Here is a 26491-nt window from a genome sequence, read left to right on the forward strand (position 1 = left end):
AAACGGGCGGCTTCGGTCGCCCGTTTGCGCATCCGGAGACTATCATGGCCGTTAAGTTGCTCATGACCCACACGCACGGGTCGCTGTTCGTGAAGGGCGATATCGCCAAGTTCGACGCCGAGACCGAAAAGGACCTGGTCGAGCGCAAGATCGCCGAGACCTACAAGGCGCCCGCCAAGTCGGCACCGGCCGCCTGATATGGTCGACGTGGCGGCGATCGATGGCGGCGTGCTGACGATCGCCGCTGCGCGCGATTTCCTGAAGGTCGGCGCCAGCGCTGACGCTCAGGTGTCGCCCCTCATTCCCGCGGCGATCGGCCGCATCGAGAGCTACCTCGGCCGCGATCTGGTCGGCGACACTGGCTGGCCATCGGCCGACAAGGTGCCGGCGATCGTCGTGCACGCCGTCAAGCTCGCGCTGTCCGACTTCTACATCAACCGCGAAGCGCCGGAGTTGACCGACGCGCAGCTGATGCCAATGATCGGCCGGTACATGGCGACCTCGATCGCATGATCGTCGTACGCCCTGGCGAACTCGAGCACCTGGTGCGGCTCGAGCGCAAAGTGGAGAGCACCGAGTTCGCCAGCGCCGGCGAAGACGAGTGGGCGCTGGTCGACGAAATATGGGTTGGGATCCAGGACAAGCTCCCGAGCCGCGGCGAGCGCGACCAGGGCGGCTTCACGACGACCACCAGGCCGGCGCGGATCCGCATGTATCACCGTGAGGACGTCGACGCCGGCATGCGCCTGGTGCTCGGCGACCGGGTTATGCAGATCGTCTCCGCACCTGCCGAACTCGGCCGGAAGGGCGGGCTCGAGCTGATGGTCGAAGACTACGACCCGCGGGCCGCTACCTGATGCCAACGAGCCGGGGCGGTTCGGAGGTGCGCCGCTTCATTTCGCAATTGCCCTCGAAGCTGGAAAAGCAGGTCCTTCGCGGCGCCGCGCGCGCCGGCGGCAAGATCATCGAGGCGGAAGCGAAGGAGCGCTCGATCTCGAGCGACGTCGACGAGGCGATCGTCATGCGGACGAAGCTCGAAGCCGGTCGCATCACGGTCAAGATCACGGTGCGTAAGGGCTGGGGCCGCGCGATCGCCAACTGGCTCGAGTACGGCACCGACGCCCATTTCATCACGATTGCGAAGGACGAGAGCGGCGGAAAGAGCGTCGCCCGATTCAACGCAACCACCAAGCGCTCGATGGTCATCGGCGGCAAGTTCGTCGGCGAGACGATCTTTCACCCGGGCGCGAAGCCGCATCCGTTCCTCCGGCCATCGCTGGACATCAAGGGCGCCGAAGCGATCGCGGCCGCGCAGAGCTACATCAACGCGCACGTCACCCGGTCAGGGATCGTCGCCAGCGCCGAACCGGAAGGCGATGACGAATGACCGGTGTCGATATCATTGGCGCGCTGCTCGTCGACGACGAGGCTGTCCTCGAGATGCACACGGCCGAACGGATCAAGGCGGGTGCATTGGCAGACGGTGTCGTGTTGCCGGCGTTGTTGGTCCGCCTGGTCAGCAGCGTCGAGCGCCAGCCGCTGAAACGTGGCGGATCCGTCCGGACCGTCGACCGGATCGCCGTCACCGTTCGTAGCAAAACCTATGCCGAGCAGACCAAGGCCATCGGCCTCGTGCGCAAAGCATGCGCCGGCCGAACTGGCGACGTCGGCGAAGCGAAGAGTGTGTCCGTCCTGACCGCCGGCGCCGGCCCCGATGCGCGCGGCCCCGGCAACAGCTTCGAACAGACCCAAGACTTCCGCGTCAGTTTCGACGCTCCCGCCTGAAGGAGACCACCATGTCCGACACCAAGACCAAGCGCGCCAAGATCGTCCGCAACTTCAAGGACGCCGGCACCGAGACCCAGTTCAACGCCGGCGAAACCGTCGACGTGAGCGAGGGCGCGTTCGCGAATTATCACGCGGCCGGCCTGGTCGAAGAGGCTGACGCCGAGGCCGCGCCAGCACCGACCGAGGGCGACCCCGCCAAGGTCGGCCGCACCCGCAGCTGACCCGCACTTCCGCCGATCGGCGGAGGATCCACGCCGGCCGAGCCGGCTCGCCTTCTGAAAGGTAAAATATGAAGACCATGACCGCGGCGGGCTCGACGCTCGCCATCGCTGCCGCTTCCCCCGCCACCAATGACGCGGCCGGCTTTGCCGCGCTGACGCTGATCGAGGTCGGGAACGTCGAGAAGCTCGGCACCCTCGGCGCAACCTTCGCCAAGGTGGAGTTTCAGCCGCTGAAGGGTGGCAAGCAGAAGTATAAGGGCTCGCCCGATTACGGTGCCCTGCAGCCGAGCATGGCTCTCGACACGGACGATGCCGGCCAGACCCTCATGCAGGTGTCGGCCGACGACGAGACGCAGAAGCTCTACTCGTTCAAAGTCACCTACCAGGATGGCTCGAAGCGCTACTTCCAGGGTCGTGTGTTCGGCATGCCCGAGACGGCCGACGGCGCGGACTCGATGCTGATGGCAGCGCCGACGATCGAGATCTGCACCAAGCCGGTGAAGGTCGCAGCCGCCTAACTTTTCCCCTTCCGGCGCCCGCGACGCCGGCTCCCTATGCATCAACTCGCCTCGCTATCGCGGGTGCGGGACGAGTTGGTGCACCATCCTCCCGCGAAGGATCAAACCATGAAGTTCAACATCGCACTGCTCGCTTGCACCGCCACGGCCGCCTGCCACATCAAGAACCCGGCCGGCGAGCTGCTGTTCGTCGACGAAGAGCGTACCCTGCCTGTTCGCATCCATCTGCACGGCCCGGGCAGCAAGGCGTACGGCGTCGTCGAATCGCGTCAGTCCGCGCGCGCGCTGAAGCGCATGCAGGACAATGACGGCAAGATCACCGCCGCGACCCCCGAGGAGCGTATCGCCGAGACCGCCGAGGATCTCGCTGCGATCACGTCGCACTTCGAAAATTTCGAATACCAGCCCGCCGGCGCGGCCGAGCCGATCGAGGGTGAGGATCTGTTCCGCACCGTCTATGCCAACCAGGGCCTCGGCTTCATCACCCGCCAGGTGACGAAGTTCGTCGGCGACTGGGGAAACTTCAGCGCCGTCTCGAAGGCGGCCTAACCCTCTACGTCCGGCAAATGGCGTGGCTCCATGCCACGCCAAAGCCGGACGCCCGCAGCCGGCGCGGGAGAGAAGAGCCGGCCCAGACCAGGCTCAGCCGGATCGATGATCTGAAGCGGAAGAAGATCCTTCCGTCGATGCCCCCGAATCCCGCGCCGCACATTACCGACTGGCTCATTGAGATGGGCCTGACGGAAGCGGCCGGGATGGGGACGGCAGCGATCAGCTCGCGCGAACTGGCCGCCTGGCAGGACAATACCGGCATAAGGCTCGAGCCTTGGGTCGGTCGGCTGATCCGTCAGCTTTCGAAAACGTACATCGCCGAGGGCCGGCTCGCCGAAAGCGAGAATTGTCCAGCGCCATGGCGCGCGCCTGTGTCTCAGCGCGAAGTCGACATCGAGGACGCTCAGCTGCGCAAGCTGCTGGGCTGACCGGGGAGGAATATACCCATGGACGATTCCTCCCCAGCACTCGAGGTCGGCTTTGTCATCGACACCGGTGGTTCGTTTGGCGAGCTGCTGCAGCTGCAGACCGCAATGGACTCGACCGAAGCCAAGGTGCTCGCCGATGCCACCCGCATTGAGCGTGCTACCAAGGGCATGGTCGACGTCTCGGCCGCCACGTCGAACATTGTTGCCTTCGGGAATGCCACCACGCGCGAGATGGCGGCGAGCCGTCAGGCGATGGCGCAGGTCGAGAAGGCCGGCGAAGCCTTGGTGCGTTCGCTCGATCGCGAGGCCGCTGCGTATGGCAAGACGCGCGAGCAGCTGCGCGAGGCCCGCGTCGCCGAGCTGGCGCTGGCAGCCACCAAGCAGGGCAACACGGACTTGTCCGCCCGTTTGGTCGCCGCAGAGGCCGCGCTGTACGATAAACGATTCGCGGCGACGCGTAAGGCTCGTGCCGAAACCGAGGCGCTTGCCCAGGCGCAGGACCTGGCCGCCAGTCAGGCGGTAGCGACTGCCGAACGACAGGCGCAGGCGTTGCGCTCGGCCGCGTTCGCGCACGACCTTTTCGAATCGGCAGCGCGGCGTGGCATCGCTGCCATGCGCGAAATGGAGGCAGCGGAGAAGGTCGCGGCCGCGACGGCAGAAGCGACGCGGATCCGCGAAGCTGCCCACGCGTACGATCTGTTCGAGACGGCTGCACGCAAGGGCGCAGCAGCCCAACGAGAATTCGATGCCGCTCAGGCGGCTGGTGCCCGCGATGATGAGGCGCAGCGCCTCCGCTCGGCCGCGTTTGCCCATGATCAATTCGAAGCCGCAGCGCGGCGCGGTGCCGAGGCTCTACGCGCGGAAGAGACCGCGGCCGCAAGCGACGCTGCGGCCTTGGCTCGCCTTCGCGCGCTGATCGACCCGGCCGCGGCCTCACAGAACCGATTGAACGCCGAACTGGCGGAAGCTCGACGGGTGATGACCGCGGCTGGCGCATCGGCCGCTGAGTTGGGCCGCGCCGAGGCCGCGCTGACCGAACGTAGCAATAGCGCCGCGCAGCAGCACGACCAGCTGGCCGGATCCGCACGCCGGAGCGGCGGTGCCTTGAAGAACATCGCGGTTCAGCTGCCGGATATCACGCAGGGCCTGCTTACCGGCCAGAAGCCGTTCCAGGTGTTCATTCAGCAGGGCGCGCAGATCTTCCAGGTCGCACAGATGAGCGAAGGCGGCCTGCGTGGTTTCGGCAAGGAGGTCGGCGTTCTCGCTCTCCGCTTCGCTCCCCTCCTGGTCGGCTTTGCCGCCGTCGGCGCGGGGTTCGCGCTGTTCAATCGGTGGGTCAATGAAGGCGTGAAGTCTGACCAACTGACGCGCGACCTCGGCAAGATCACCGGTGGCGCCAACGCAACGAAGCAGGAACTCTTCAAGCTGAAAGACGAGACGGTCACCTGGGCCGACACGTCAAAGGCGCTGTTCAGCGTCGTCGGCAAGGATATCTCGGACTATTTCGTCGGTGACATGAAGGGCATGTCGCGTGGAGTGAAGGGCGTTCTCGACGACCTCACCGGCTATATGCGCCAAGCCATGGCGGGCATCTATGCCGGCGTCGCTGGTACCAAAGCCTATCTCGGCGAGATCGAGAAGGGCGGCGTCGTCGGCCTCGGTAAGATGCTGATCGGCCAGGGCGATCCAAAGCTTCTCGAGAAGACTTATGGTGCTGCCTACACCGCGGCCGACCAATATCTGACGAAGCTTGGTAAGCGGGTGAAGCTTGCCGCGATCGACAACGCGCGCGAGCGCATCGCCAAGTCGATCGGCTATAATAATATCCCGAAGCCGAAGGTCGATAAGCACGCCGAGCAGCTCGTGCGCGACGCCGAGGCGACCGAGGCGCAGATCCGCAACCTCTACAAGTTAGCGGCAGCTTACGGCGTGTCCGGCGCCGCGGCGCTGATCGCCGAGGCGCGCGTGAAAGCCGAGAGCAAGGCGATCAAGCAGCAGGCCGATATCGAGGCGGCGGTGAACCGCCAGATCCGGCTCGAAATCGCGCAGCGGGTTTCGGACTCGGCGAAGTCGGCCGCCTCGATGCGAGACCAGGCGCGCGTCCAGACCGAGGTCAATACGTTGATCGCTGCCGGCAACGTGCCGGCCGAGCGCGCCGCTGAATTGGTTCAGGACCGTATCGCCGATCTGCCGCTTCTGGCGGCGATCGAGGTCGCGCAGCAACGCGGATTGAAGGAAGAGGCCGACAAGGCAACCGCCGCGCTGAAGGCGCAGCAAGACGCTCGCGGTGCCGTCAAGGCGGCGGAGATCGGCACATTCTACGCCGGCGCCGATCAGCAGGCCGATCGCCAGCTGACGATGCAGCGCGAAGAGCTTCGGCTCGTTGGCGCAACGGATACGGCCCGCGCACAGGCCATGGCTAAGCTGCAGGCGGAGCAAACCCTACAGGCGAAGGGCTACGAGCTCGGCACGGCCTATGCGAACACGTACATCGGCAAGCAGGTCGAGATCGCGGTCGGCGCAGAGACGAACCGGCAAGCGCAGGACGCCTGGAACGCCTCGCTGAGTGCGACGGCCGATCTGTTCGATACGATCGATCAGACCGCGCAACGGGCCGCGCAGGGTATGGCAGATGCGTTCGGCGACGTCGGTTCGGCGATCGGCGACGCACTGACCGTCATGACCGGCTATTACGCCGATCAGGCGAAGCTTCAGCAAGAGCATGACGCAGCCATTCGCCAGGCGAACGGCGACCAGACACGGATCAATCGCGAGAACCGCCTCTTCGCTCTCCGGTCGTCGTCGCAGCAGATCGGCGCGTTCGGCGATATGGCGACGGCCGCGAAGGGCTTCTTCAAGGAAGGCTCGCAGGGCTACAAAACCCTCGAGACGGCCGAGAAGGCGTTCCGCCTAGTGCAGTTCGCGCTGTCGGTCCGTGCGATCGCGCAGGATGCGATCGAGACGGGTACCAAGATCGCCAACAGCGTGGCCCGTATCGCGGTCGGCGCGACCGAGGCGGTCGTCAATGCGATCAAGAGCCTGCCGTTCCCGCTCAACCTGGCGGCCGGCGCCGCAACCGTCGCCGCGCTGGCGTCGATCGGCGTCTCGATCGCCGGTTCGTTCGGTGGCGGCGGCAAGAACACGCTGGCGCCGACCAACTCGGGTACCGGCACCGTTCTCGGCGACACGTCGGCCAAGAGCGACAGCATCAAGAACGCGATCGATGCGCTGAAGGAGGTCGACACCGTGACCAATACCTTCGCGCGCGAGATGGCCGCTTCCTTGAAGTCGATCGACAGCCAGATCGGTGGCGTCGCGTCCCTGGTCGTGCGCTCGGGCAACATCGATGCCTCGAGCGGCGTGACCGAGGGCTTCAAAGCGAACGCCATCGGATCCGTGCTGAGCAAGATCCCCGTCATCGGCGGGATCCTCGGCGGGCTGTTCGGCTCGAAGACCAGCGTCATCGGCAGCGGCCTGTATGGCGGTGCGCAGTCGGTCGGCAGCATCCTCGGCGGTGGCTTCGATGCTTCGTACTATTCGGATATCGAAAAGAAGAAGAAGCTCTTCGGACTTACGACCAGCACGAAATACTCGACGCAATACAGTGGCGCCGACGCTGGACTTGAGAATCAGTTCACGCTCATCTTGAAGTCGTTCAACGACGCGATCGCCGCGGCGGCCGGACCGCTTGGCGTTGCGACCGGCGACGTCCAGGCGCGGCTCAACGGCTTCATCGTCGACATCGGCAAGATCGATCTGAAGGGCCTTACCGGCGCGGAGATCGAGGAGAAGCTGTCGGCCGTGTTCGGCGCCGCAGCCGACGGCATGGCCGCGGCAGCGTTCCCGGGGCTCGAGCAGTTCCAGAAGGTCGGCGAGGGTGTGTTCGAGACGCTGGTGCGCGTGGCGTCGACGATCGAGGCGGTCGGCACGTCGCTGACCCTCCTCGGTACGAACACGCAGACCATGGGGATCGGCGTAAAGCTCGCGCTCGCGGATCAGTTCGATAGCGTCTCGGCGCTGACCGACGCGGCCGGTGCGTACTTCGAGACGTTCTACTCAAAGGAAGAGCAGGCGGCAGCCAAGACCGCGCAGATGAACGGCGTCTTCGCCAGCCTCGGCTTGGCGATGCCGGGGACGCTCGCGGCATTCCGCCAGCTGGTCGAGGCGCAGGATCTGACGACCGCTGCGGGTCAATCGACCTATGCCACGCTGCTGAAGCTCGCGCCGGCGTTTGCCGATCTGCAAGCATCGATGGAGGGTGCGAAGAGCGCGGCCGATATCGCCAGCGAGCGGCAGGATCTCCAACGCCAGCTGCTCGAGCTGCAGGGCGATACCGCGGCGATCCGCGCGCTTGATCTCGCGAAGCTCGATAGCAGCAACCGCGCGCTTCAGGAGCAGATCTATGCGATCCAGGACGCGCAGGCTGCCGCCACGGCCGCCAAGGCGCTCGCCGACGCGTGGACGTCGGTGGGCGATAGCATCATGGACGAGGTGAAGCGGATCCGCGGCTTGACCGACGCGGCCGGCGGCAACAGCTTTGCCAGCCTGCAGGGCCAGTTCAACGCGGCGACGTCGGCCGCCCGCGGCGGTGATCAGGATGCGGCGAAGAGCCTGCCGGCGCTTAGCCAGGCGCTGCTCACCGCGGCGGCCGAGCAGGCAACCAGCCGGCAGGAGCTGGCGCGCGTCCAGGCACAGACGGCCGCAAGCCTTGAGGCAACCTACGGCGTCGTGACCGCGCTGACGAAGGGCAGCAGCACGCCGTCGACCGCATCCGATCGTGGCATCGACATCGTAACGGCATCGCAGCCGGCGACTGTGCCGGCGCCCGCGAACGACGACCTGGCGAGCGAGATTAAATCGCTCCGCGAGGAAGTGACCCTGCTCCGGACCGAGAATAATTCGGGCCATGCGGCAACCGCCGGCAACACCAAGCGCATCGATGGCCGCCTCGAGGCGGTGACGGCGCCGAACGGTGGCGAAGCGATCAGCGTGGCCAGCGCCGCGTGAGGGTCGTCACAGACGCCGGGGTCGTGATCGACCTCGGCACCGTCGAAACCGCGCCGACGATCGGCATCGTCGACTATAGCCGGCGCGTGACCGACGACTACGGCGTGACGACCGTTGTCGAGCGCGGGTTCGCCCGTCGCATGTCGGTGCGCCTGGCGGTGCCGTTCGACGACGTCGACGAGCTGCAGCGCCGTCTAACCGATCTCCGAGCGACGCCGGCGAAATGGATCGCCGACGATCAGTTCGCCGCACTGTCGTTTCGCGGTTTCTACAAAGAGTTCGAGATCGATCACGCGGTTCCGCCGCTCAGCTATTGCACGCTGACGGTCGAGGGCTTGGCGGCAACCGAGCAGCTGGTCGACGGCGGTACGGATCCGGCGCCGATCGGTCAGGCGTCGACGCTGCAGCTGATTCAACCGGCCGCGATCACGGACGTCACGATCGCTGCCAGCACCATCGCTGAAACCGATCGCGCAGAATGGTCGGCCGGTGTCAGCTATGCGCTCGGCGCCCAGGTCATCAAAGCCGCCACGCACCGGATCTACGAAAGCGCGGTAGCAGCGAACACCGGCGACGATCCCGCGGCCGCGTCCGGCAAGTGGATCGATATCGGTCCGACGAACCGATGGGCGATGTTCGACCAGGCGCTCGGCACGACGTCCAGCGCGGCCGACTCGATCACGGTCACCCTGAACGCGGCCGCGCGCGCGATCGCGCTGCTCGACGTCGTCGCGGCAACGGTGCGCGTGCGGGCGACGGGCTACGATCGCACGATCGCCGCCAGCGCTGGCACCATCACGTTCCTCGATCTGCCGGCTGGTACCAACCAGGTGACGGTGACGATCGCCGGTGCCGGCACGGTATCGGTCGGCACGCTGCTGCTCGGCCGCCTGGTCGCGCTCGGCATCACCGAGGCGTCGCCGACGTCGGGCATCACCGACTATAGCCGCAAAGAGGTCGACGACTTCGGCGAAGTGACGATCGTCGAGCGTGCGTCTGCAAAACGAATGACCGCGAAAGCGTTGATCCGGACGGACGCTCTCGACTTGGTCGCGAACCGCCTCGCGGCTGTGCGTGCGCGGCCGTCGCTCTGGATCGGGCAGGCGGGCATCGACAGCCTAACGATCTACGGCTTCTTCAAAGATTTCTCGATCGAGGCGGGCGAGGGCGTCAGCAAGTTGTCGCTCTCGATCGAGGGCTTCAGCACCGCGGCGAAGGTCGAGCCGCTCGGCGTCGATTGGCAGAACGTCAAGGACACGAACCCGGCGAAGCCGAAGCCGGCCGACGGGGCGACCAACAGCGCGGATCCGGCGTCGCCGCTCGGGCCCGACGATACTGTCGCCGACGTGCTCGAATTTCTCGCGGAAGCACGGCGCAACGCGACCGAGGGCCTCGAGCAGATCGCCGCGACCAAGAAGGAGCTCGATGCCGCTCGGCTGGATCTCGATCGCGCGCTGGCGCAGGCGCGGCAAACTGTTCAGGCCGCCTTTTCCGGTCAGCTGCTCGAGCAACGTCGCAAGGCGCGCGTGGACTTTCTCACGCACCTCGATGGCGTCCGGGTCGGCGTGGTCGTGCAGCAGGAGACCGAGCAGCGCATCGAGGGCGAGCTGGCAACCGCGACCACCTTTGCCCTCCTCGGTGCAAAGAACTCGACCGGTACCGCCTTCATTCTCGATAGCTCGACCGTCCTGGTGACGCCGGAACTGTCGCTGTCCGAGAAATTCGAAACGATCGAGGCGCAGTTCGAAGGTGTGAACGGTGACGCCGAGGCTGCCATAACCCGCCTGGATAAGGCGATCGCGAACGAGAAAGAGGCGCGGGTCGAGGCCATCGAAGGCATCGAGACGACGTACGACGGTTTGCTTGCCCATACGAACGCGACGATCCGCGACCTCGATATCGCTGTTTCAGACGGTGACCGGGCGCTGGCGGAAAGCATCGAGGATCTCGGCACCAAGTTCGAAGGCGACCTTGCCGATGCAACCGCGGATATCACGGACGTCAAAAAGGCGGTCAGCGACGAAACCGAAGCCCGCGCGACCGCAATTCGAGACCTTTCGACGGATTTTACAACGGCGATCGGCGACAAGGTCGGCGCCGCGGTAACGACGCTTGAGGAGGCAATCTCCGACGAGACTGAAGCTCGCGCGAAAGCGATCACGGATCTCGGCGCAGACTTTACCGATGCGCTCGGCGACACGGTCGGGGCGGCTGTGACCGACTTCAAGGAAGCGATCGCCGACGAGACCGAGGCGCGCGGGGTTCAATACGGCCTCGTCACCGCGCGCCTGGACAAGGTCGGCGGTGGTACGGCGTCGGTCGAGCAGCTGTTCTCGGCGCAGGCGGACGCCCTCGGCAACCTGTCGGCGCGCGCCAGCCTGGCAGTGACGGCCGGTGGTGTGTGGAGCGGGATTACCGTGACCGCGGCGGATGGCTCGCAGGGGGCAATCAGCGACATCACCATGTCGGCGATGACGATCAACGTCAGCACCGCGAAGCTGATCTTCAACAATGGATCCGTGATGAAGGTCCTTGGCACTGGGTTCGGCGTCGGCAACGAGTTCATCGACTGGTTCGGACCATCGATGCCGATCGCACTCTGCTCACGCGCCAACGGCAAGGTTTGGCAGACCGTGTCGGGCGACGCCTATTTCGGCGGCGCGCTTTCGGCGGGCACGCTTACGAACGGCGGCCAAAGCAGCAGCGTCGCCCCCGACGTCATCGCCGACACCGGCGGCTTCGGATCGGACGGCGGCAAGATCACCGTCGTCATTAGCTGGGCATACGTCTGGGAATGGCGTGTCAATTACGGCGGCTCGACGGCTGGCGCGCAGCAATTTGACAATGCGGTCGCGGCTTATGGCGCGACGTCCAGTGACGGTGGCTACACCTGGTCCGGGACACGGGTCGAGACGGGTTCACCAACGCTCACCTTGGCGCGCGAGATCGGCGGCGCTGCCCGCATCGATGTAGCAATGGCAGCGATCAGTCCCGGCGCCGGCACGGTCTATGGCGAGCGCCCGATCCCCGCCGGTCAGGAGGGCGGGTATCTCGTCTTCAGCGCGACCTGGTCAACCAGCCTTACCTACACCGATCCCGATCGGATCGTCGCCGATCGCCGCTTCATTGCAACCCTCGCGCGCGGTTTCACGACGGGCAACGGCACCGGCAGCGTCTCGCAGCGCGTCACCATCATCACCACCGAGGAATAGCGGCTATGGCTATCGACGATCAGCTGGCCACGCTGCTGGCCCAGAATGCTGACCTTTTCGCAGCGTATGAGGAATGGGCAAATGGGCAGGTCATGCTTCTTGCCGGTTCGATCGATGATCCCGCGAGCTTCAACTCGACCGGCGGCAAGACGGGGGACCTTGGTTACTACCCGGTCATCAACGTCAGCGGCCAAACGATCTACGTTCCGTGCCTGGCTCGTTTGAAAGCGATCGCGTCGAGTGGCGCGAACGAGGAGGCTCTCGAAGCCCTGGAGAACCAGCTCGGTGGCTTAACGCAGCTGACGGATTATGCGCTGGGTCGCCGGATCCGCACCGATGCCGCGATGATGTTGTCGGCGTCGGAGATGGCCCTCGCTCGCGCCAACATGGGCGCGGTCGATCAAACGCAGATCCCCGTGTATCCGACGCGAGCAGCTGCAGCCGCTCTTCCTATCCCCGCCAGTGTCACGACGTTCCAGGTGGCAGGCTATGCCAGTCCTGGGGACGGCGGCGAGGCAACGTTCCTCCGCCTCGACCCTCAGCCGGCTGCGGGGCAGCAAGGCCCAGTGCAACCATCACGCCTGCAGGACAAGTCAGGCGCTTGGTTTGAGCAACAGGGGCCGGAGTGGCGCCCCCAGCACTTCGGCGGGTTCCCCGGCTCGGCTAACGCGACGGCCGCGTTCGTGGCAGCTGACGCTTGCGCGAAGGCCAGCGGTGGGTGGGTTTCGTTGATCGGTGATGGCATCTGGGCAATCGCTGACTTCGTCCAGACGTGCCGCTGGATCTACGGACGAGACCGATTGCTAACGCGGGTTCGGCGTGCATTCGAAACGACCATTGCAGTTTGGTCGCTCGCTGCCGGTGCAGCTGGCATGACGGTGCAGGATCTTACGATCGATGGCGCATCAGGCGCCGAGGCGCGCGCAATCCTCGCGCTCGGTGACTTCCGCTCCGACATCTTGATCCAGCGCGTTGGCTTGGAGAATGGCATGGGGCGGTGGGCGCTTCGTGCGGATCCACTGTTACCATTCTACAATCTCCAGATCCTCGACTGCCACGTTGAGAACTGCCCGAGTGGCGGGTTTGCAGTTCTTGCCAAGGCCAAGGGTAACCGGCGGCTACGCATCAACCGGAACACCTTGAACCGGGTCGGCACCAATCTGTGCATCGTCCGAGGTCCCGGCGACGTTGACCGCGACATGTGGAACACGACGTTTGACGTCGAAGGAAACGACAACACCGTCACGAACTGCCTGAATACCGGCGAATACGGTCCGATCCCGTTCGAGTTCTGGGGCTGCACCAATGGCCAGATACTACGAAACCAGGTCGATACCGGCACGCGCGGTATCGGCCTTGGCTCCGGCATGCAGAACTTCGAGGTCGCGTTTAATCTCATCTCTAACCAGACGTTCTACGCCTTCGAAGGCGGGCTGAGCCGCAACCTGCGGGTCCACCACAACACCGCGCTCAACTGCCGGATATTTACGCCTTTCCCTGGCACCGAGACGGAAAACCTCTTCCTCGAAGACAATACGCTCATCGGTACGGGGCTCTCGGCCTACACCCCAGTCAACCCGGCTGACAGCGTGTTCGTCGGCGGTGTGGCGACCGGCTTGCGCATCCGTCGCATGGTGATCCGCAATCCCGAATATGCGCGCTGGGCGATCAACCTCAGCGGCCTCTCGAGGCCGGTGCCGACAATCTCGATTGCCGGTGGCGGTACGGGAGCAACGGCCTCTGCAACGCTGAAGGGGGTGCGGGTTCGTCTCAAGTCGGGCAACGCGGGGTCGGGCTATACGAACCCAACCGTCACCGTTGAGGGTGGAGGCGGTAGCGGCCTGGTCATCACGCCGACATTCGCAGGCGGCGCGCTGACGGGCGGTGTGATCACCAACCCCGGCACTGGCTTTACCGCCATGCCGAAGCTCAACGTCAGTGATCCAACGGGCGTAGGTGGTGAGCTCGAGGTGTTCATGGGCATCGAGGCGGTGACCGGCTCGGCCGGCGCTGGCTACGCAAACAGCACCTGGACCGCTTCGGACAATGGCGCGACGACGGCCGCAGCGGGAACGTTCACCGCTACCAACGGCATACCGGGGGCCTTCGTCGTCACCAATCCTGGCGAGGGCTTTGGTCGGGCATCGGACTTCATCATCGACGCGCCTGAAATCTACCAGGACACCTATGCCTCAAGTCCGGCCGGTATCAGCACCACCGGCAACGGGCAGATCCTGAACCCGATCATCAAACGCTCTGCCAACTATGATGCGGCGCATTACTACCATCAGGCGCTGGGGGGGGCCACGCAGATCGCTCATTCGATCAATGCAACGGCAGCGGGCAATCCGAGCTTTGTGTTGCACAACCCGGTCTGCGAAATGACCGGCACCGTCTCGGGTGGCGCGACCTATGCCGCGATCGGCCGCTTGGTTGCCGCGCAGCCGATGTACGGTGTCGAGCTTCGTGGTGGTGGCAAGGTCTCCGGTAACTTCACGTCGAACCCGAACCCGATCAACCTGCCAGATACGAGCGGGACGGCGAAGGTCGGCCTTGTCGACACAACGGGTTTCGTCGGCAACGCGTACAGCTTGGGCGCTTCGATTGTTCGGCGTCGCACCAAGAACGTCATCGAGGCGAGCGCTGCGCCGACCACTGGCACACATGGAACCGGCGACCGGTGCGTCAATAATGCCCCGACGTCAGGATCGGCGTTCGAATGGCAATGTACTGCGGGCGGTTCTCCCGGCATTTGGGTGGGCCGCTTCGCTGCTGGTAGCGATCCAGTTCTCCCGACGGCTTACGTAAGCATGTCCACGCTGGCGAACGGTCAGCTGCTGACTGCTGCGGCGAACATCTTCTCGACTGTCAAAATCCGCTACGATGTTGCGACGGCCGGCGCTTCCCAACTCCACGCCTCATTTAAAATCGAATGGAGCAGCCGTTACAATAACATTCCCCGGCGCGGCGAAGTTCTTCTGGCTTTCGGATCGAGCAACATTCCTGCGCAAGCGCCTCTCATAAAGTCGACGTCGATTGACGACGTGGCCGCTAACGCGGCCACGGTGACGACCGCTGTTGACGGCTCCGGTCGCATGGAAGTGACGATCACTTTCCCCACCACGCCAGGGGCTGCGATCCCGGTTCGTCTAGCCGGCCTCGCCAGTAACGCGAGCGTCTACGGCTCGTATTCCGTTCAAATCACGTAAGGAGCCAGCTCATGGCAATCATCAAAACGCTGGAGCTTCGGAACGGTCTTGTGGCGAAGAACGCGTACGTTCGGGTCGACGCCTTCTATGGATCGAAGGCGTCGATCAGCTTCTCCGCGAACACGTATTTGTCGCGCGAGGCATTTACCGGGACGGACACCTTGCCGGCGCAGCCGTTCCTCGAACAAGACATGCTGGAATTCACGCCCGACCCCGGTCCCGACGCTCTGCCTATTTGGGTACAGTGCTACGCGCATCTGAAGGCGCAGGATCGCTTCGCTGATGCAGCCGACGACATCGCGATCGTTCAGGATGGCGAAAATGAATGAGATGATCTCTGGGAAACCGGCCATGCCGCTTCCCGAACGGATAACGATAAACGAGACACTTCTGGCGGAGCGCGTTTTTCTCGCGGGAATGGAGCAAAACTACCCCGGACTTGATCCCCGCTTAGGACTGTTCGGGACTGGTCCCGACGGAGCTTACATCAACGCGAGGTACGGGAACGAATTGGTTCGAGTTCGGTCCCGACGGCAAGTCGCGATGGAAGGCTTTGCGCATGCCACCATGGTCATGTGGCTCTTCCACATCGCAAAACTCGTAATCGATCAATTCGCCTGATCTGAACGGAGCATCATCATGAAGAATAAGCGACGCGCGGCCCTGGTGGTCGCGAGATCGTTGGTGCGCGCGTGAGCCGTAGCCGCGATCGAGACGGCCTCGACCTCAACGATATCGCTTCACTGATTGCTGCGACCCGACCGCCCGCCGTTGCGAGCGAGGAGCGCGGACTGGCGAAGCACGCCGCGACGATCATCGTCGCGATCATCCTGGCATTGTGCCTCTGGGTCGGCGCCAGCGTTAGCTCGCTCGGCACTACCGTCACCCGCATGTCGGCAAACGTCGACGCGTTGCAAAAGGGCATCGCCGATCTGCAGACCAGCCAGGGATCCGCATCGATTCAGCTATCGGATACCAAAGCGACGAACGCGAAGCAGGACGCTCGAGCAGACGCGATGGAGGCCGACGTCCTCCGCGTGAAAGAACGCGTCCGGATGCTCGAAGGGCAGCGGCCCGTACATATTCCGGCGCCCACCGCCGAATAGTCCGCCGGCGGCCGGCTGCCGCCAATCTCGGAGAACATCATGAAACTGATCCCGAACTGGCGCCATGCGTGGCGCCTGGCGTCGGTGCGCGTCGCGACGATCGGCGCCGTCGCCACCACCGCGGCTGCGGCCGCGCCCGATACCGCGCTGCAGGTCTGGCAGTCGTTGCCGGACGCTATCCGCGACATCGTGCCTAGCCCGGTCAGCCGGTGGGTCACGCCGGCACTGTTCGTCGCGACGCTCGTCGCGCGGATCCTCAAGAAGCGGGAGGCTACCGATGGCGAATAAGAAAACGCTCGCCGGCGTTATCGGCTCGGTCATGGCGGCCGCGGCATTGTTCGTCTCGATCCCGGCCGACGAGAGCGGCCGCAAGGTCGAGGCGACCGTCCAGCAGGACGGCTCGATCGCGGTCCGTCACGTTGCCGGCCGCCAGTACCTGAAGGCGTATCTCGACATCGTGAAGGTGCCGACGGCGTGCGATGGCGTCACCAAGAACATCCGGATGGGGATGACCTTCACCGAGGCGCAGTGCAACGCGAAGCTCGAGGAGGAGCTGATCGCGCACGCCGAGCCCATCATCAAGTGCGTTCCTAAGCTCTATGGCCGCCCGAACCAGACGATCGCGGCCGTCGGCCTCGCGTACAACATCGGTTCGGCCGGCGTGTGCAAGTCGAGTATCGCGAAGCTCTGGAATGCGGGCGACTGGAAGGCTGGCTGCAACCGCTTTCCCCTCTTCGTTAAGGCAGGCGGCAAGATCGTCAGCGGCCTGGTCAAGCGTCGCGAACGCGAGCGGGCAATCTGTCTGAAGGGATTGCCCGCCTGATCGTCGCCGTGGCATAGCTCGAGCGCTGCTCTGAGCTTAGCCGTTAGGACAGCCCGCGCGCGCGGTTCGACCATGGGCTCCGGTTCGCCGGGTGGCCCGTGAAATAGAAGACCCCTCCGGGGGGAATACTCGGGGCGCAGTTCCCGTGGTCCTGCGCGGCTAACCACCCGGTCCGGGTCGGCTAGCCGCGCAGAGATCCTCCACCAGTTTCGCGGCGATCGCCGCTTCATCCATCCCGCGGCCGTCCGGCCGGGGCTCCGCCGATCGTCGATCGGCGGCCATCATGGCGCGCGTAGCCCGTGCCTCGTCATGAAGGTCTACCTCCACATGAGTCCTGTTATCGCTGCTCGCCCGCCTGCTGCCTACATGGGCGGCAAGCGCAACCTGGCCACGCGTCTGTGCGCCATGATCGATGCCACGCCCCACAAGGCATACATCGAGCCCTTCGTCGGCATGGGCGGCGTATTTCTGCGCCGATCGCGCCGGCCGACCGTCGAGATCATCAACGACCTATCCGGCGACGTTGCTAACCTGTTCCGCGTCGTGCGCCGGCACTACGAGCCTTTCGTCGAAGAGCTGCGCTGGCTGATCGCCAGTCGTTCCGAGTTCGACCGGCAGAAGGCGATGGATCCGAATACGCTGACTGACATCGAGCGCGCAGTCCGCTTCCTCTATCTTCAGCGCCAGGCGTTCGGGGGCCGTGTCGTCGGCCGGACCTACGGCGTGACAGCGCGAAACCCTTCGCGCTTCAATCTCGCAAAGCTACGTGGCGAGCTGAAGCTCCTCAGTCGGCGCCTCGAACCGGTTCAGATCGAGCAGCTGCCTTACGCAGACCTGATCCGCCGGTACGATCACGCCGGGGCGCTGTTCTACCTAGATCCGCCTTATGACGAGACGGCAGGCTACGGCGTCGAGTTCGGCCGCGCTGACTACCTAGCGATGGCGGAGCAGTTGGGGGCGATCGCCGGCGACTTCATCATGTCGATCAACGACACGGCGTTCATTCGCGAAGCGTTCGCGGCGTTCGAGATCCAGGAAGTCGACACGGCCTGGTCGGTCGGGATGAAGTCGACCGGCGCGCCATCAAAGGTGACAGAGCTGATTATACGCAACCGGCGGTGACATTCGCCTTCGTGCTATGACTCGGAAAACCCAACGGCACGTGCTTTCGGGCACGCGCTGCTGGGGTATCGGCTACCCTAAAACGGGGTACATGCTCCGCTGTAAGCCGCGGAAAACCGTCGATGCGGCGGAGGGCTTATCCGCCGCGTTCGGGTGGGAGCCGGCCCGAAGGCCGGCTCCGCCGTTCCGATTAGCGCTTCATGGCTAGCTCCGGGTTGGCTTGAAAAAGGGCCTAAGCCCGAACGCCAATTATGCATGAATATGCATACAAATGCATAACGCCTCGGATTACGCAGGCTGCTCTTCGCTGAGCGCCGCGTCGATCATCGATTTCCACAATAGATCGACAGGAGCGCCGGGTGTGTGCCCGTCGATCATTTCCTCGCCGGCTCGACTAACATGGTCGGTTGGCTCCCGCATGGCAGCGATCGCGATTCGGGCGTCGTCTGCATAGAGGCGCCACGTCGTCGGAGCACCGTTGTCCGCGCTCGCCATCGCGCGCGCGACCCGCTCGATCATCGATTTTCCAGCCATTCTCACCTCCGAGGAGCATTCTATGCTGACCAACGCCGCGGTGAAAGCCGCGCGGCCGCGCACGTCCGGCCCCTACAAGCTGTTCGACCAGGCCGGTCTGCATCTCTACGTCGCTCCGACCGGTCGAAAGTCCTTCCGGATCAAGTACCGCTTTGGCGGCAAGGAGCAGCTGCTGACGATCGGCGCCGTTCCCGAAGTGTCGCTAGATGCTGCCCGGGCCCGATGTGACCAGGTGCGCGAGTTGCTCGGCCGCGGCGAGGATCCGCGAACCTCGACTGTTGCGCCGGTCGGCAAGGCACGTGCTTTCGAGAACGTTGCGCGCCAGTGGCATACGCACATGAGCCCGCGCTGGACGGAAGGGCACACCGGCGACGTCCTGGCGAGCCTCGAGCGCGACGTGTTCCCGGCGATCGGCGCGATGCCGATCGGCGCGGTCACCGTGCCCGTGATCCTGCACGCGCTGCGCGTCATCGAGGAGCGCGGCAGCCTGGTCACCGCGAGCCGCGTCCGTCAGCGGATCTCGGCCGTATTTGCCTACGCGATGGCGGAGGACCTGGTTGACCAGGATCCCGCGGCGATCGTCAGCCGCGCGCTCACGCCGCCCGCGCCGGCACAGCATCACGCCGCATTGCTCGAGATCGAGGACGCGCGCGAGCTGCTCGCCGCGGCCGAGCTGGTCGACGTCGCGCCGCCGGTGAAACGCGCGTCGCGATTCCTGGCGCTGACCGCCGTCCGTTTCGCCGCGGTACGCGGCGCGCGCTGGAATGAGATCGAGGATCTCGATGGCGCGGCGCCGTTGTGGCGCGTGCCGGCCGCGCGGATGAAGCTGAAGGCGGCGAAGAAGCTCGATGCAAAGAACGACCATCTGGTTCCGCTGTCGCGCCAGGCCGTCGCGCTGCTGCGCGAGATCCGCGCGGATATGCATCGTGGTGGCGAGAATATGCATCGGGACGATGCAAATTTGCATGGTTTGATCTTCGAGCGGTCTGCCGGCGCCGGCAAACCGATCGGGGAGAAGTCGATCGGCGCGCTATACGATCGCGCCGGTTTCGAGGGGCGGCATGTCCCGCACGGCTGGCGCGCATCGTTCTCGACGGTGATGAACGAGCGCGGCGCGGACGGCGCCGACGTCGAGCGGGCGTTGGCGCATACGCCGAAGGACAAGGTCAAGGCGGCGTACGATCGAAGCGAGCGCCTTCAGCGTCAGCGCGACCTGTTCCAGGAGTGGGCGGATCTGTTGGTCGATCTCTGATCCAGCGCCGCATACGCGACGCAAGAAAAGAACAACGACTTTCGCACACTTCCCCCATCGATAGCCCGGGGCGGCGCAAGCCGCCTCGCTCCGACAGCCGGGTCTCGGCGGTCGGGTCCTTGAGGCATGCCGTTTCGGCGTTGGGGGAATATCAAACTAGCGCCGGCTCCGCGTTCAGCGGAGACGTTCCTTATTCCTCATACCTGAATGCAGGATAGAGCACATTTCATGTACTCGCGTTGTCGAACGAAGAAGCCGCGCTAGCGAGTGCAGCGCGCAGCGCGGGATCTTGGACCTCGCGGGGCGCGGCCGGGGCGCCAATGGCTACGGCGGCAGGAACGGCCCCCAGGCGCCGAAGCTTGGCGACGAGGATCTGCATGTACCGCTGCCACGTTCGGGGCGCCATGCTGCGTCTGTGGTCGAAATAGTAGGCGTTCGATGTCTGCTCTCGCTGGGGAGCGAACTCGCCGTCGTTGTTCGTCCGGATGCTACGCCGCACCCAATCCACGAAGCCGCGGCTCTTCAGCCGCTTGATCGCTTCGATCGCCGCGTTGCGGCTACAGACCGCCCACTCGGCGATGGTATCGTAAGACGGGAAGAGCGCCCCGGTTGCGAAGTCGATCTTCGCAAGCAGCGCCTCGAGGACGGTAACGTCGATGCGGGTCAGCCGGCCGTCGGCGCGGGCGATCGTCGCGTCCAGGCGCTCGATCTCGTGGCGGAGCGTCGCCGGCCGACCGATCGGGGCCTGCCCCTGAGCGACAAGCGCCGCCAGCTCAGCCGCGAGCGCGTCGCGCAACTCGCGGACCTCGCGCAGCCGGCGATTGGGCAGCTCCTTCCAATCCTGCCGGCGTTGCTCCTTCGCGCTCTGAACCAATGCCTCGCGATGGATTACGCCCTGGGCGTGTGATCCGTCGCCGACCTTCTTCCATGGCTGAGCGCGCAGATCGTCGACGTCATAGCTATGGCGCCGCGGTACGCGGCGGCCTTCTCCATGATCGGCCCCGCGTGCCTTCTCGGCGAATCGCGCGCTGGTGCCGCGGATAAGGTTCCGGACAGCCTGACCGCTTGGGGCTCCGCCGCCGCGCATCATGCTGCACCTGCTACGGCGCGGCGCGCTCCGCCAGCTGCTGAGCTGGTTGAAGGTCGACAACGAGTAAGTCGGCCCACGTCTGTGCAATGACGCGTCGACGTGGCATGTACATCGCTCGATTGTACGCAGCTTCCGAGGCGGACATTCCGGCCGGAAGATGCGCCAGCATCAGATCGATCACGGCGCGATCGCCGGTTCGGTCCTCGGCCGCTGCCAGCTCGTTCATCACGGTCGAGAACGTCGCGCGCCAGCCGTGTGGAACGTGCCGGCCGCGCTGACCGGCATCCCGGTATAGCTTCGACAGCGTATTGTCGCTGAGAGGGTTCTTCGGACTGCTGACGCTCGGGAAGAGCAGGGGCCCGTTCCCGAAGCGCTGCAGTGCCACGCGGACGATCTGAACCGCCTGCGACGACAGAGGTATCACGAACTCGAAGTCGGCATCGTTCTTCCGCTCGACCGTCAATTTCATCTTCTCCGCGGGTACCCGCCAGATCGGTGACGTCGAATCGAGCCCCTCGAATTCTTGCGGCGCCGCCATTCGTATGACGCCAGGGCGAGCCGCCGTCAGCGCCAGCAGCCGCGAAGCCAGCTTCGTCGCTGGGAAGGCGTCCATTGCCTCGACCTTGGCCAGCACCGCCGTTGCCTCGCTCGCCAATCTCACAGCTGGTCGACGTCCCTTGACCATAGGCAGCAGCGCCGGCTTCACGACGTGCGCGGGGTCGGTCTCCGTCAAACCGGCGCCGATCGCGTACAGGAAGATCTCCGACATGTGCTGGCGCAGCCGGTGCGCGGTCTCGATCGCCGCGCGCTCCTCGACCGCGCGCAGGGCCTTCAGCACCATCGGTACGGTTATTGAGCCGATCGGCACCTTGCCGAGCGCTGGGAAGATGTCCTTCTCCATACTCGCCAGCGCCTTTGCCGCGTAGCGCGGGGACCAGGTCGGCGTCTGCGCCGTGTGCCAGGCGCGCGCTATCGGTTCGAACAACCGAAGCGATTCGGCGGTAACCGTCGCCTCCCGCTGTTTCCGCTCGATCGCCGGATCGATCCCGGCCCGAAGCAGCAACCGCGCCGCGTTGCGCATTTCCCGCGCATCCTCGAGCGATACGTCCGGATAGCCGCCGAACGTCAGCCGCTTCTCCTTGTTGCCGAATCGATACTTCATCCGCCACGATCGGAAGCCGGTGGTCGTGACGAAGAGATATAAGCCGTGCGCGTCGGCCAGCTTCTGCGGCTTCTTGGCTTTCCGTGCATTCCGACACTTCGCATCGGTCAGCATACGGTGCCCCTAGCGCTGAAAACTGGTGTCCCCAAAGTGCCCCCACTTGAGGCCGGATGCCCCCGAACGGCTTCGAACCGTACCGAACTTCGAATGTGAGGATTTCCGCGGGCTTGCAAGCCTTCGCGGGCTTCTCGGCACCCCCGCGAACGAGGAAATGGCTCCCTGAGTAGGATTCGAACCTACGGCCACTCGATTAACAGTCGAGAGCTCTACCGCTGAGCTATCAGGGAACGTTGCCGGAGGCGGCTCTATAAACGGCCGGTCGGACGATGCAAGCGGGTTTCGCCGCAAAAATGCAAAGTCCGCGATAAACCGCGTTCAGGCGACGAACTGTTCCATCGTGATCCGGTCGTCGAGCGCGTGCTCGGGATCGAACAGCAGCGTGAGCTCGCGGGCGCGGTCCATGCAGATGTCGACCTGCGCGACGTCGCGGATCTCACGCTGGTCGGCGACCGCGGAGACGGGGCGCTTGCCGGGGTCGAGTACGCGGATACGGATGCGTGCCTTGTCGGGCAGGATGGCGCCGCGCCAGCGCCGGGGGCGGAACGGGCTGATCGGGGTCAGCGCGACCATGCCGGAGCCGAGCGGCAGGATCGGGCCATGCGCGGAGAGGTTGTACGCGGTCGAGCCGGCCGGGGTCGCGACGAGGATGCCGTCGCAGGCGAGTTCGGCGAGGACGACGCGGTCGTTCACCGTCACTTCGAGATTGGCGGTCTGGCGGGTCTCTCGCAGGAACGAGACTTCGTTGATCGCGGGCAGCGTGTGCGTCCGGCCGTCGACGCCGATCGCGGTCATGCTGAGAGGTATGACCTTGAACGGTTTCGCGCGCTCGAGCCGGTCGGTGAGGCCGTGGTGGCGCCATTCGTTCATCAGGAAGCCGACGGTGCCGAGGTTCATCCCGAACACGGGGACCGGCGGCTTGCGGCGTTCCAGCATCGTGTGCAGCGTCTGGAGCATGAACCCGTCGCCGCCGAGTGCGATGATCACGTCCGCCTCTTCGACCGGCACCCACTCGCCCATGTCGGCGAGCTCCGCTTCGGCGGCACGAGCAGGCGGGGTATTGGACGCGACCAGCGCCCGCCGCTCGTACAGGCTCATCCGCCGGTGACGCTCATGTGGCGCGCGACCGCAGGGCCTTCGCCTTGGCCGATGCGGAAGTCATGCGCCTTGGGCTTTGCAAATAGGCCAGCGTCGATCGCTTCGTCGAGGCCGGCGGTGCCACCTTGGCGCAGAGCCGCCTTTAGGTCGACCTGGTCGTCATGGCCCAGGCACATGTAGAGCTTGCCTTCGGTGGTCAGGCGGACCCGGTTGCAGCCTTCGCAGAAATTGGCGGTCAGCGGCGAGATCAGGCCAAGACGCGTGCGCGTGCCGTCGACGTTCCAATAGCGTGCGGGGCCGCCGGTCTTGTGCGGGTCGCGGGCGAGCGTGAACTGCTGTCCGAGGTCGTCGAACACCTTGGTGAGGGGCAGGAAGCGATCGGTACGATCCTCGTCGATCGCGCCGAGCGGCATCGTCTCGATCAGCGACAGGTCGAAACCCTCGTCGCGGCACCAGGCGAGCATCGGTGCGATCTCGTCCTCGTTGAAGCCTTTCAGCGCGACCATGTTGATCTTGATCGCAAGCCCCGCGTCGCGTGCGGCGTAGATCCCGCCGATCACCTGCGACACGTCGCCGTGGCGGGTGATGTAGCGGAAGCGCTCGGGATCGCGGCTGTCCATGCTCACGTTGACGCGGCGAATGCCGGCATCGACCATCGCCTCGGCATGCTGCGCGAGGCGCGTGCCGTTGGTGGTCATCGTCAGCTCTTCCAAGCCCGAACCGATGTTGTGACCCAGGCGCTGGACCAATTCGGCGACGTCGCGACGCACGAGTGGCTCGCCACCCGATAGGCGGATCTTCGTAACGCCGCGTGCGATGAAACGCTCGGCAATGATCGCGATCTCTTCGAGGCTGAGCAGCTTGCTGCGCGGCAGGAACGTCATCTTTTCGGACATGCAGTAGCGGCAGCGCAGGTCGCAGCGATCGGTCACCGAAATCCGCAGATACTTGATCGTGCGACCATGCGTATCGCGCAGCGGCTTTTGCTCGAGGGTGGGCGCGATCGTCATCTCCTCCGAGCTAAGACGTGACTGTCCCACTAACAAGGCCGGATCGGCTGGTATTGGATTGGCGCGCGGCGATACGGCGGCTAGGCTCGCACCGATCGAGCGAGGTGCGACGGATATGGAAGACATGCAGATCGCAACGACGCTGTTCGCGGTATCGTTCCGTCAACGTGATGAGATCACGGAGATTTTAGCGAGCGCAGGGGCCGGTGCGGGGTGGCAGGCGGCGGTCGTGGGCGATGCCGAAGGGTTGGAGAGCCGGTTCCTGGGGAGTGGTGCGGCGGTCGCGTTGATCGATGCGCGCGGTGCGCTCGACGACGGACTTTCGGCGACGCGCAGGCTGGGCGGGTTGGTCGCCACCAACGGTGCGGCGTTGCTGGTGCTGGTATCGCGCGGCGATGTCGAGGCGATCGGCGAGTTCTTCGATGCGGGCGCGACGCAATTCCTCGCGAGTCCGGCCAGCGAAGGCGAACTCGTCCAGGCGTTGCGGTTCGCAGGGCGCCATGCCGCCCGCGCATCCGGCGGCGCGATCGATCGACGCGGCATACCCGGCGCATCGCACTATGACAGGGAGACCGGCGAAGCGCGGCGCTGGATCGTCAGCCGTATCGCAGAGGAGCGGCCGGTGGCGGTGGTGCTGGTGGCGCTGTCGCGCCTCGACATCGTCAATGCGGCGCATGGCCGTCCCGCGGTGGATGGTCTGATCGAAGCCGCGGTGTTGCGCGCGGAGACGGTCGCGCGCCAGGCAATCGGCGTGGATGCGATGGTCGCTCGGCTTGGCGGGTCGGAGTTCGTGCTGGTGATCGAGGCGGCCGGGGCCGCGGTGACGGCGGCGATCACCGCGCTGGACGCGGCGCTCGCGCGGCCGTTCGCGGTGGCCGATACGCGTGCCGTGCTCGGATGCCGCTTCGGCGTGGCGCAGCGTCAGCCGGGCGACGATGCGGCGGCGTTGCTGCGCCGCGCGAGCGAGGCGCTGGCGGAGGCGAAGGCGAGCGACGGATCGGTGCTCCACGTCGCGCTGCCCGACGGGGTCGCGCCGATCGACGCGCTGGCGATCGACCTGCACCATGCGATCGAGCGCGACGAGATCGACTTGCGTTGGCAGCCGCAGGTCGAGATCGCGAGCGGCAAGATCACGGGGGTCGAGGCCTTGGCGCGCTGGAACCACCGGGCGCTCGGGCCGCTTGGGGCGGATACGTTGTTCGACGCCGCCGACCGGGCCGATCTGGGCATCGCGCTGTCGGACCATATCCAGCGGCTGGTGCTGGCGCGTGCGGTCGCATGGCCGGAGGTGTTGGGAACGTTGCGCGTGTCGCTGAACCTGACGGCGGCGGACATCACGCGGCCGGGTTTTGCCGCGCTGTTCCTCGCGCGAATCGACGAGAGCGGCTTCCCGCGCGGGCGGCTGACGGTCGAGATTACCGAGACGGGGTTGATCGAAGACCTCGCGGCGGCGTCGGCGTTGCTGGCGGAACTGCGCGGGGCAGGGTGCCGGGTTGCGATCGACGATTTCGGGACGGGCTATTCGAGTCTCGCCTATCTGAAGTCGCTGCCGCTCGATTACGTCAAGATCGACAAGTCGCTGGTCCGGGACATCGACGGCAGCGCGCGTGACCGCGTGGTGGTCGCCGGTGCGATCACGATGGCGCGTTCGCTGGGGCTCGCGGTGATCGCCGAGGGGGTCGAGCGGCCGTCGCAACTCGAACTGCTCGCCGCGGGAGGATGCAGCCTGTACCAGGGCTTCCTGCTGTCCGAACCGGTGGGCGAGGCGGCGTTGCTCGAACTGATGGCGAGAGAATGATGCGGACGTTGATGCTACCCCTAGCGATCGTCGCGATCGCAGCGCCCGCGATCGCGCAGACGCCCGCCGAAGTCGCGATCCGCAAGGGGATGGATGCGAGCGCGGCGGGTTGGAACGCGGGCGATCTCGCACGGTTCATGGACATTTATAGCGAGGACGCAGTGTTCGTGACGCCGAAGGGACTGCTTCGCGGCAAGCTGGCGATTGCGGACAAATACCGGTCCAGCTTCAACGGCACGGGCAATGCGCGCGGCAAGCTGTCGTTCGCGTTCCTGGAAATGCGCGGTCTGGATCCGGCGCATGCGATGCTGTTCGCACGGTGGACGCTGACCGGGGCGTCGACCAGCGAATCGGGCATGACGACTTTGGTATTCGAGCGGCGTGGCGGCGCGTGGAAGATCATTTCGGATCACAGCAGCTGAATGTCCGGCGAACGATGTGGGA

General features: G+C 65.3%; 26 protein-coding genes and 1 tRNA gene. 21 read left to right on the forward strand and 6 right to left on the reverse strand.

Annotated elements, in window-relative coordinates; genetic code table 11:
* Positions 1-62 precede the first annotated feature (62 nt).
* The 18 genes from C8J42_RS20615 to C8J42_RS04700 all read left to right on the forward strand — a co-directional run bounded on the left by C8J42_RS20615 (position 63) and on the right by C8J42_RS04700 (position 17986).
* Positions 63-197 carry a hypothetical protein gene (locus tag C8J42_RS20615; protein WP_279388715.1) on the forward strand — a complete coding sequence of 45 codons (135 nt, stop codon included), beginning with the start codon at positions 63-65 and terminating at the stop codon, positions 195-197.
* A gap of 1 nt (position 198) precedes the next feature.
* On the forward strand, positions 199-513 hold the full coding sequence (locus tag C8J42_RS04620) for a head-tail connector protein (RefSeq protein ID WP_165895424.1): 315 nt from the start codon (positions 199-201) through the stop codon (positions 511-513).
* Positions 510-857: a head-tail adaptor protein gene (locus C8J42_RS04625; RefSeq protein ID WP_133019037.1), complete on the forward strand. Its 348-nt coding sequence runs from the start codon at positions 510-512 to the stop codon at positions 855-857. Before C8J42_RS04620 ends, C8J42_RS04625 begins: the two co-directional genes overlap by 4 nt.
* Positions 857-1387 carry an HK97 gp10 family phage protein gene (locus C8J42_RS04630; RefSeq protein WP_133019038.1) on the forward strand — a complete coding sequence of 177 codons (531 nt, stop codon included), beginning with the start codon at positions 857-859 and terminating at the stop codon, positions 1385-1387. Before C8J42_RS04625 ends, C8J42_RS04630 begins: the two co-directional genes overlap by 1 nt.
* Positions 1384-1785: a hypothetical protein gene (locus C8J42_RS04635; RefSeq protein ID WP_133019039.1), complete on the forward strand. Its 402-nt coding sequence runs from the start codon at positions 1384-1386 to the stop codon at positions 1783-1785. The genes C8J42_RS04630 and C8J42_RS04635 overlap by 4 nt, the downstream gene beginning before the upstream one ends.
* A gap of 11 nt (positions 1786-1796) precedes the next feature.
* A complete protein-coding gene (locus C8J42_RS04640) occupies positions 1797-2009 on the forward strand; it encodes a hypothetical protein (protein WP_133019040.1) in 213 nt (70 codons plus the stop codon).
* Between the two features lie 68 nt (positions 2010-2077).
* Complete coding sequence (locus tag C8J42_RS04645) at positions 2078-2527, forward strand: hypothetical protein (protein ID WP_107955249.1); 450 nt, start codon at positions 2078-2080, stop codon at positions 2525-2527.
* A gap of 108 nt (positions 2528-2635) precedes the next feature.
* Positions 2636-3076: a hypothetical protein gene (locus tag C8J42_RS04650; RefSeq protein WP_133019041.1), complete on the forward strand. Its 441-nt coding sequence runs from the start codon at positions 2636-2638 to the stop codon at positions 3074-3076.
* Between the two features lie 137 nt (positions 3077-3213).
* Positions 3214-3507: a hypothetical protein gene (locus C8J42_RS04655; RefSeq protein WP_133019042.1), complete on the forward strand. Its 294-nt coding sequence runs from the start codon at positions 3214-3216 to the stop codon at positions 3505-3507.
* A gap of 18 nt (positions 3508-3525) precedes the next feature.
* A complete protein-coding gene (locus C8J42_RS04660; protein ID WP_133019043.1) occupies positions 3526-8514 on the forward strand; it encodes a phage tail length tape measure family protein in 4989 nt (1662 codons plus the stop codon).
* The gene (locus C8J42_RS04665; protein WP_133019044.1) at positions 8511-11726 is read left to right on the forward strand and encodes a hypothetical protein; all 3216 of its coding nucleotides are present in this window, start codon (positions 8511-8513) and stop codon (positions 11724-11726) included. Before C8J42_RS04660 ends, C8J42_RS04665 begins: the two co-directional genes overlap by 4 nt.
* 5 nt (positions 11727-11731) lie before the next feature.
* The gene (locus C8J42_RS04670; RefSeq protein WP_133019045.1) at positions 11732-14935 is read left to right on the forward strand and encodes a hypothetical protein; all 3204 of its coding nucleotides are present in this window, start codon (positions 11732-11734) and stop codon (positions 14933-14935) included.
* An 11-nt stretch (positions 14936-14946) separates the two neighbouring features.
* Entirely contained in the window at positions 14947-15264 is a 318-nt protein-coding gene (locus tag C8J42_RS04675) for a hypothetical protein (protein ID WP_133019046.1), read from the forward strand.
* A complete protein-coding gene (locus C8J42_RS04680) occupies positions 15257-15556 on the forward strand; it encodes a hypothetical protein (RefSeq protein WP_133019047.1) in 300 nt (99 codons plus the stop codon). Before C8J42_RS04675 ends, C8J42_RS04680 begins: the two co-directional genes overlap by 8 nt.
* Positions 15557-15627: 71 nt before the next feature.
* The gene (locus tag C8J42_RS04685; protein WP_133019048.1) at positions 15628-16041 is read left to right on the forward strand and encodes a hypothetical protein; all 414 of its coding nucleotides are present in this window, start codon (positions 15628-15630) and stop codon (positions 16039-16041) included.
* Positions 16042-16080: 39 nt separating this feature from the next.
* Complete coding sequence (locus C8J42_RS04690) at positions 16081-16329, forward strand: hypothetical protein (RefSeq protein WP_133019049.1); 249 nt, start codon at positions 16081-16083, stop codon at positions 16327-16329.
* On the forward strand, positions 16319-16864 hold the full coding sequence (locus C8J42_RS04695) for a lysozyme (protein ID WP_133019050.1): 546 nt from the start codon (positions 16319-16321) through the stop codon (positions 16862-16864). The genes C8J42_RS04690 and C8J42_RS04695 overlap by 11 nt, the downstream gene beginning before the upstream one ends.
* 309 nt (positions 16865-17173) lie before the next feature.
* The gene (locus C8J42_RS04700; protein ID WP_243644078.1) at positions 17174-17986 is read left to right on the forward strand and encodes a DNA adenine methylase; all 813 of its coding nucleotides are present in this window, start codon (positions 17174-17176) and stop codon (positions 17984-17986) included.
* Between the two features lie 288 nt (positions 17987-18274).
* Here C8J42_RS04700 and C8J42_RS04705 read toward each other — a convergent pair whose 3' ends face one another.
* Positions 18275-18520, reverse strand: a complete 246-nt coding sequence (locus C8J42_RS04705; protein WP_133019051.1) for a hypothetical protein — start codon at positions 18518-18520, stop codon at positions 18275-18277.
* Between the two features lie 22 nt (positions 18521-18542).
* Here C8J42_RS04705 and C8J42_RS04710 point away from each other — a divergent pair, with 22 nt between their 5' ends.
* On the forward strand, positions 18543-19772 hold the full coding sequence (locus C8J42_RS04710; RefSeq protein WP_133019052.1) for an integrase arm-type DNA-binding domain-containing protein: 1230 nt from the start codon (positions 18543-18545) through the stop codon (positions 19770-19772).
* 226 nt (positions 19773-19998) lie between these two features.
* Here C8J42_RS04710 and C8J42_RS04715 read toward each other — a convergent pair whose 3' ends face one another.
* The 5 genes from C8J42_RS04715 to moaA all read right to left on the reverse strand — a co-directional run bounded on the left by C8J42_RS04715 (position 19999) and on the right by moaA (position 24249).
* On the reverse strand, positions 19999-20862 hold the full coding sequence (locus tag C8J42_RS04715; RefSeq protein ID WP_133019053.1) for a helix-turn-helix domain-containing protein: 864 nt from the start codon (positions 20860-20862) through the stop codon (positions 19999-20001).
* 10 nt (positions 20863-20872) lie between these two features.
* Positions 20873-22138, reverse strand: a complete 1266-nt coding sequence (locus C8J42_RS04720; RefSeq protein WP_133019054.1) for an integrase arm-type DNA-binding domain-containing protein — start codon at positions 22136-22138, stop codon at positions 20873-20875.
* A gap of 158 nt (positions 22139-22296) precedes the next feature.
* Positions 22297-22371, reverse strand: a tRNA-Asn gene (locus C8J42_RS04725).
* 88 nt (positions 22372-22459) lie between these two features.
* A complete protein-coding gene (locus C8J42_RS04730; protein WP_056490697.1) occupies positions 22460-23239 on the reverse strand; it encodes an NAD kinase in 780 nt (259 codons plus the stop codon).
* The gene (gene moaA / locus C8J42_RS04735) at positions 23236-24249 is read right to left on the reverse strand and encodes a GTP 3',8-cyclase MoaA (RefSeq protein ID WP_133019055.1); all 1014 of its coding nucleotides are present in this window, start codon (positions 24247-24249) and stop codon (positions 23236-23238) included. The genes C8J42_RS04730 and moaA overlap by 4 nt, the downstream gene beginning before the upstream one ends.
* Before the next feature lie 124 nt (positions 24250-24373).
* On the opposite strand from moaA, the gene C8J42_RS04740 reads away from it, so the two are divergent.
* Positions 24374-26047, forward strand: coding sequence for an EAL domain-containing response regulator (locus tag C8J42_RS04740; protein ID WP_243644080.1), 1674 nt, complete (start codon positions 24374-24376; stop codon positions 26045-26047).
* Positions 26048-26058: 11 nt separating this feature from the next.
* The gene (locus C8J42_RS04745; RefSeq protein WP_243644117.1) at positions 26059-26469 is read left to right on the forward strand and encodes an SgcJ/EcaC family oxidoreductase; all 411 of its coding nucleotides are present in this window, start codon (positions 26059-26061) and stop codon (positions 26467-26469) included.
* Positions 26470-26491: the final 22 nt, after the last annotated feature.

It is taken from the genome of Sphingomonas sp. PP-CE-1A-559 (assembly GCF_004340965.1).
Lineage (GTDB): Bacteria > Pseudomonadota > Alphaproteobacteria > Sphingomonadales > Sphingomonadaceae > Sphingomonas.

Bases quoted from the DNA above. Each gene is read 5' to 3' on its own strand.
- C8J42_RS04655 (WP_133019042.1), top strand. From the start codon at position 3,214: ATGCCCCCGAATCCCGCGCCGCACATTACCGACTGGCTCATTGAGATG.
- C8J42_RS04690 (WP_133019049.1), top strand. From the start codon at position 16,081: ATGAAACTGATCCCGAACTGGCGCCATGCGTGGCGCCTGGCGTCGGTG.
- C8J42_RS04620 (WP_165895424.1), top strand. From the start codon at position 199: ATGGTCGACGTGGCGGCGATCGATGGCGGCGTGCTGACGATCGCCGCT.
- C8J42_RS04695 (WP_133019050.1), top strand. From the start codon at position 16,319: ATGGCGAATAAGAAAACGCTCGCCGGCGTTATCGGCTCGGTCATGGCG.
- C8J42_RS04630 (WP_133019038.1), top strand. From the start codon at position 857: ATGCCAACGAGCCGGGGCGGTTCGGAGGTGCGCCGCTTCATTTCGCAA.
- C8J42_RS04670 (WP_133019045.1), top strand. From the start codon at position 11,732: ATGGCTATCGACGATCAGCTGGCCACGCTGCTGGCCCAGAATGCTGAC.
- C8J42_RS04740 (WP_243644080.1), top strand. From the start codon at position 24,374: ATGCAGATCGCAACGACGCTGTTCGCGGTATCGTTCCGTCAACGTGAT.
- moaA (WP_133019055.1), bottom strand. From the start codon at position 24,249: ATGACGATCGCGCCCACCCTCGAGCAAAAGCCGCTGCGCGATACGCAT.
- C8J42_RS04640 (WP_133019040.1), top strand. From the start codon at position 1,797: ATGTCCGACACCAAGACCAAGCGCGCCAAGATCGTCCGCAACTTCAAG.
- C8J42_RS04645 (WP_107955249.1), top strand. From the start codon at position 2,078: ATGAAGACCATGACCGCGGCGGGCTCGACGCTCGCCATCGCTGCCGCT.
- C8J42_RS04705 (WP_133019051.1), bottom strand. From the start codon at position 18,520: ATGGCTGGAAAATCGATGATCGAGCGGGTCGCGCGCGCGATGGCGAGC.
- C8J42_RS04710 (WP_133019052.1), top strand. From the start codon at position 18,543: ATGCTGACCAACGCCGCGGTGAAAGCCGCGCGGCCGCGCACGTCCGGC.
- C8J42_RS04720 (WP_133019054.1), bottom strand. From the start codon at position 22,138: ATGCTGACCGATGCGAAGTGTCGGAATGCACGGAAAGCCAAGAAGCCG.
- C8J42_RS04730 (WP_056490697.1), bottom strand. From the start codon at position 23,239: ATGAGCCTGTACGAGCGGCGGGCGCTGGTCGCGTCCAATACCCCGCCT.
- C8J42_RS04675 (WP_133019046.1), top strand. From the start codon at position 14,947: ATGGCAATCATCAAAACGCTGGAGCTTCGGAACGGTCTTGTGGCGAAG.
- C8J42_RS04660 (WP_133019043.1), top strand. From the start codon at position 3,526: ATGGACGATTCCTCCCCAGCACTCGAGGTCGGCTTTGTCATCGACACC.
- C8J42_RS04745 (WP_243644117.1), top strand. From the start codon at position 26,059: ATGCTACCCCTAGCGATCGTCGCGATCGCAGCGCCCGCGATCGCGCAG.
- C8J42_RS04680 (WP_133019047.1), top strand. From the start codon at position 15,257: ATGAATGAGATGATCTCTGGGAAACCGGCCATGCCGCTTCCCGAACGG.
- C8J42_RS04625 (WP_133019037.1), top strand. From the start codon at position 510: ATGATCGTCGTACGCCCTGGCGAACTCGAGCACCTGGTGCGGCTCGAG.
- C8J42_RS04700 (WP_243644078.1), top strand. From the start codon at position 17,174: ATGAAGGTCTACCTCCACATGAGTCCTGTTATCGCTGCTCGCCCGCCT.
- C8J42_RS04650 (WP_133019041.1), top strand. From the start codon at position 2,636: ATGAAGTTCAACATCGCACTGCTCGCTTGCACCGCCACGGCCGCCTGC.
- C8J42_RS04635 (WP_133019039.1), top strand. From the start codon at position 1,384: ATGACCGGTGTCGATATCATTGGCGCGCTGCTCGTCGACGACGAGGCT.
- C8J42_RS04715 (WP_133019053.1), bottom strand. From the start codon at position 20,862: ATGATGCGCGGCGGCGGAGCCCCAAGCGGTCAGGCTGTCCGGAACCTT.
- C8J42_RS20615 (WP_279388715.1), top strand. From the start codon at position 63: ATGACCCACACGCACGGGTCGCTGTTCGTGAAGGGCGATATCGCCAAG.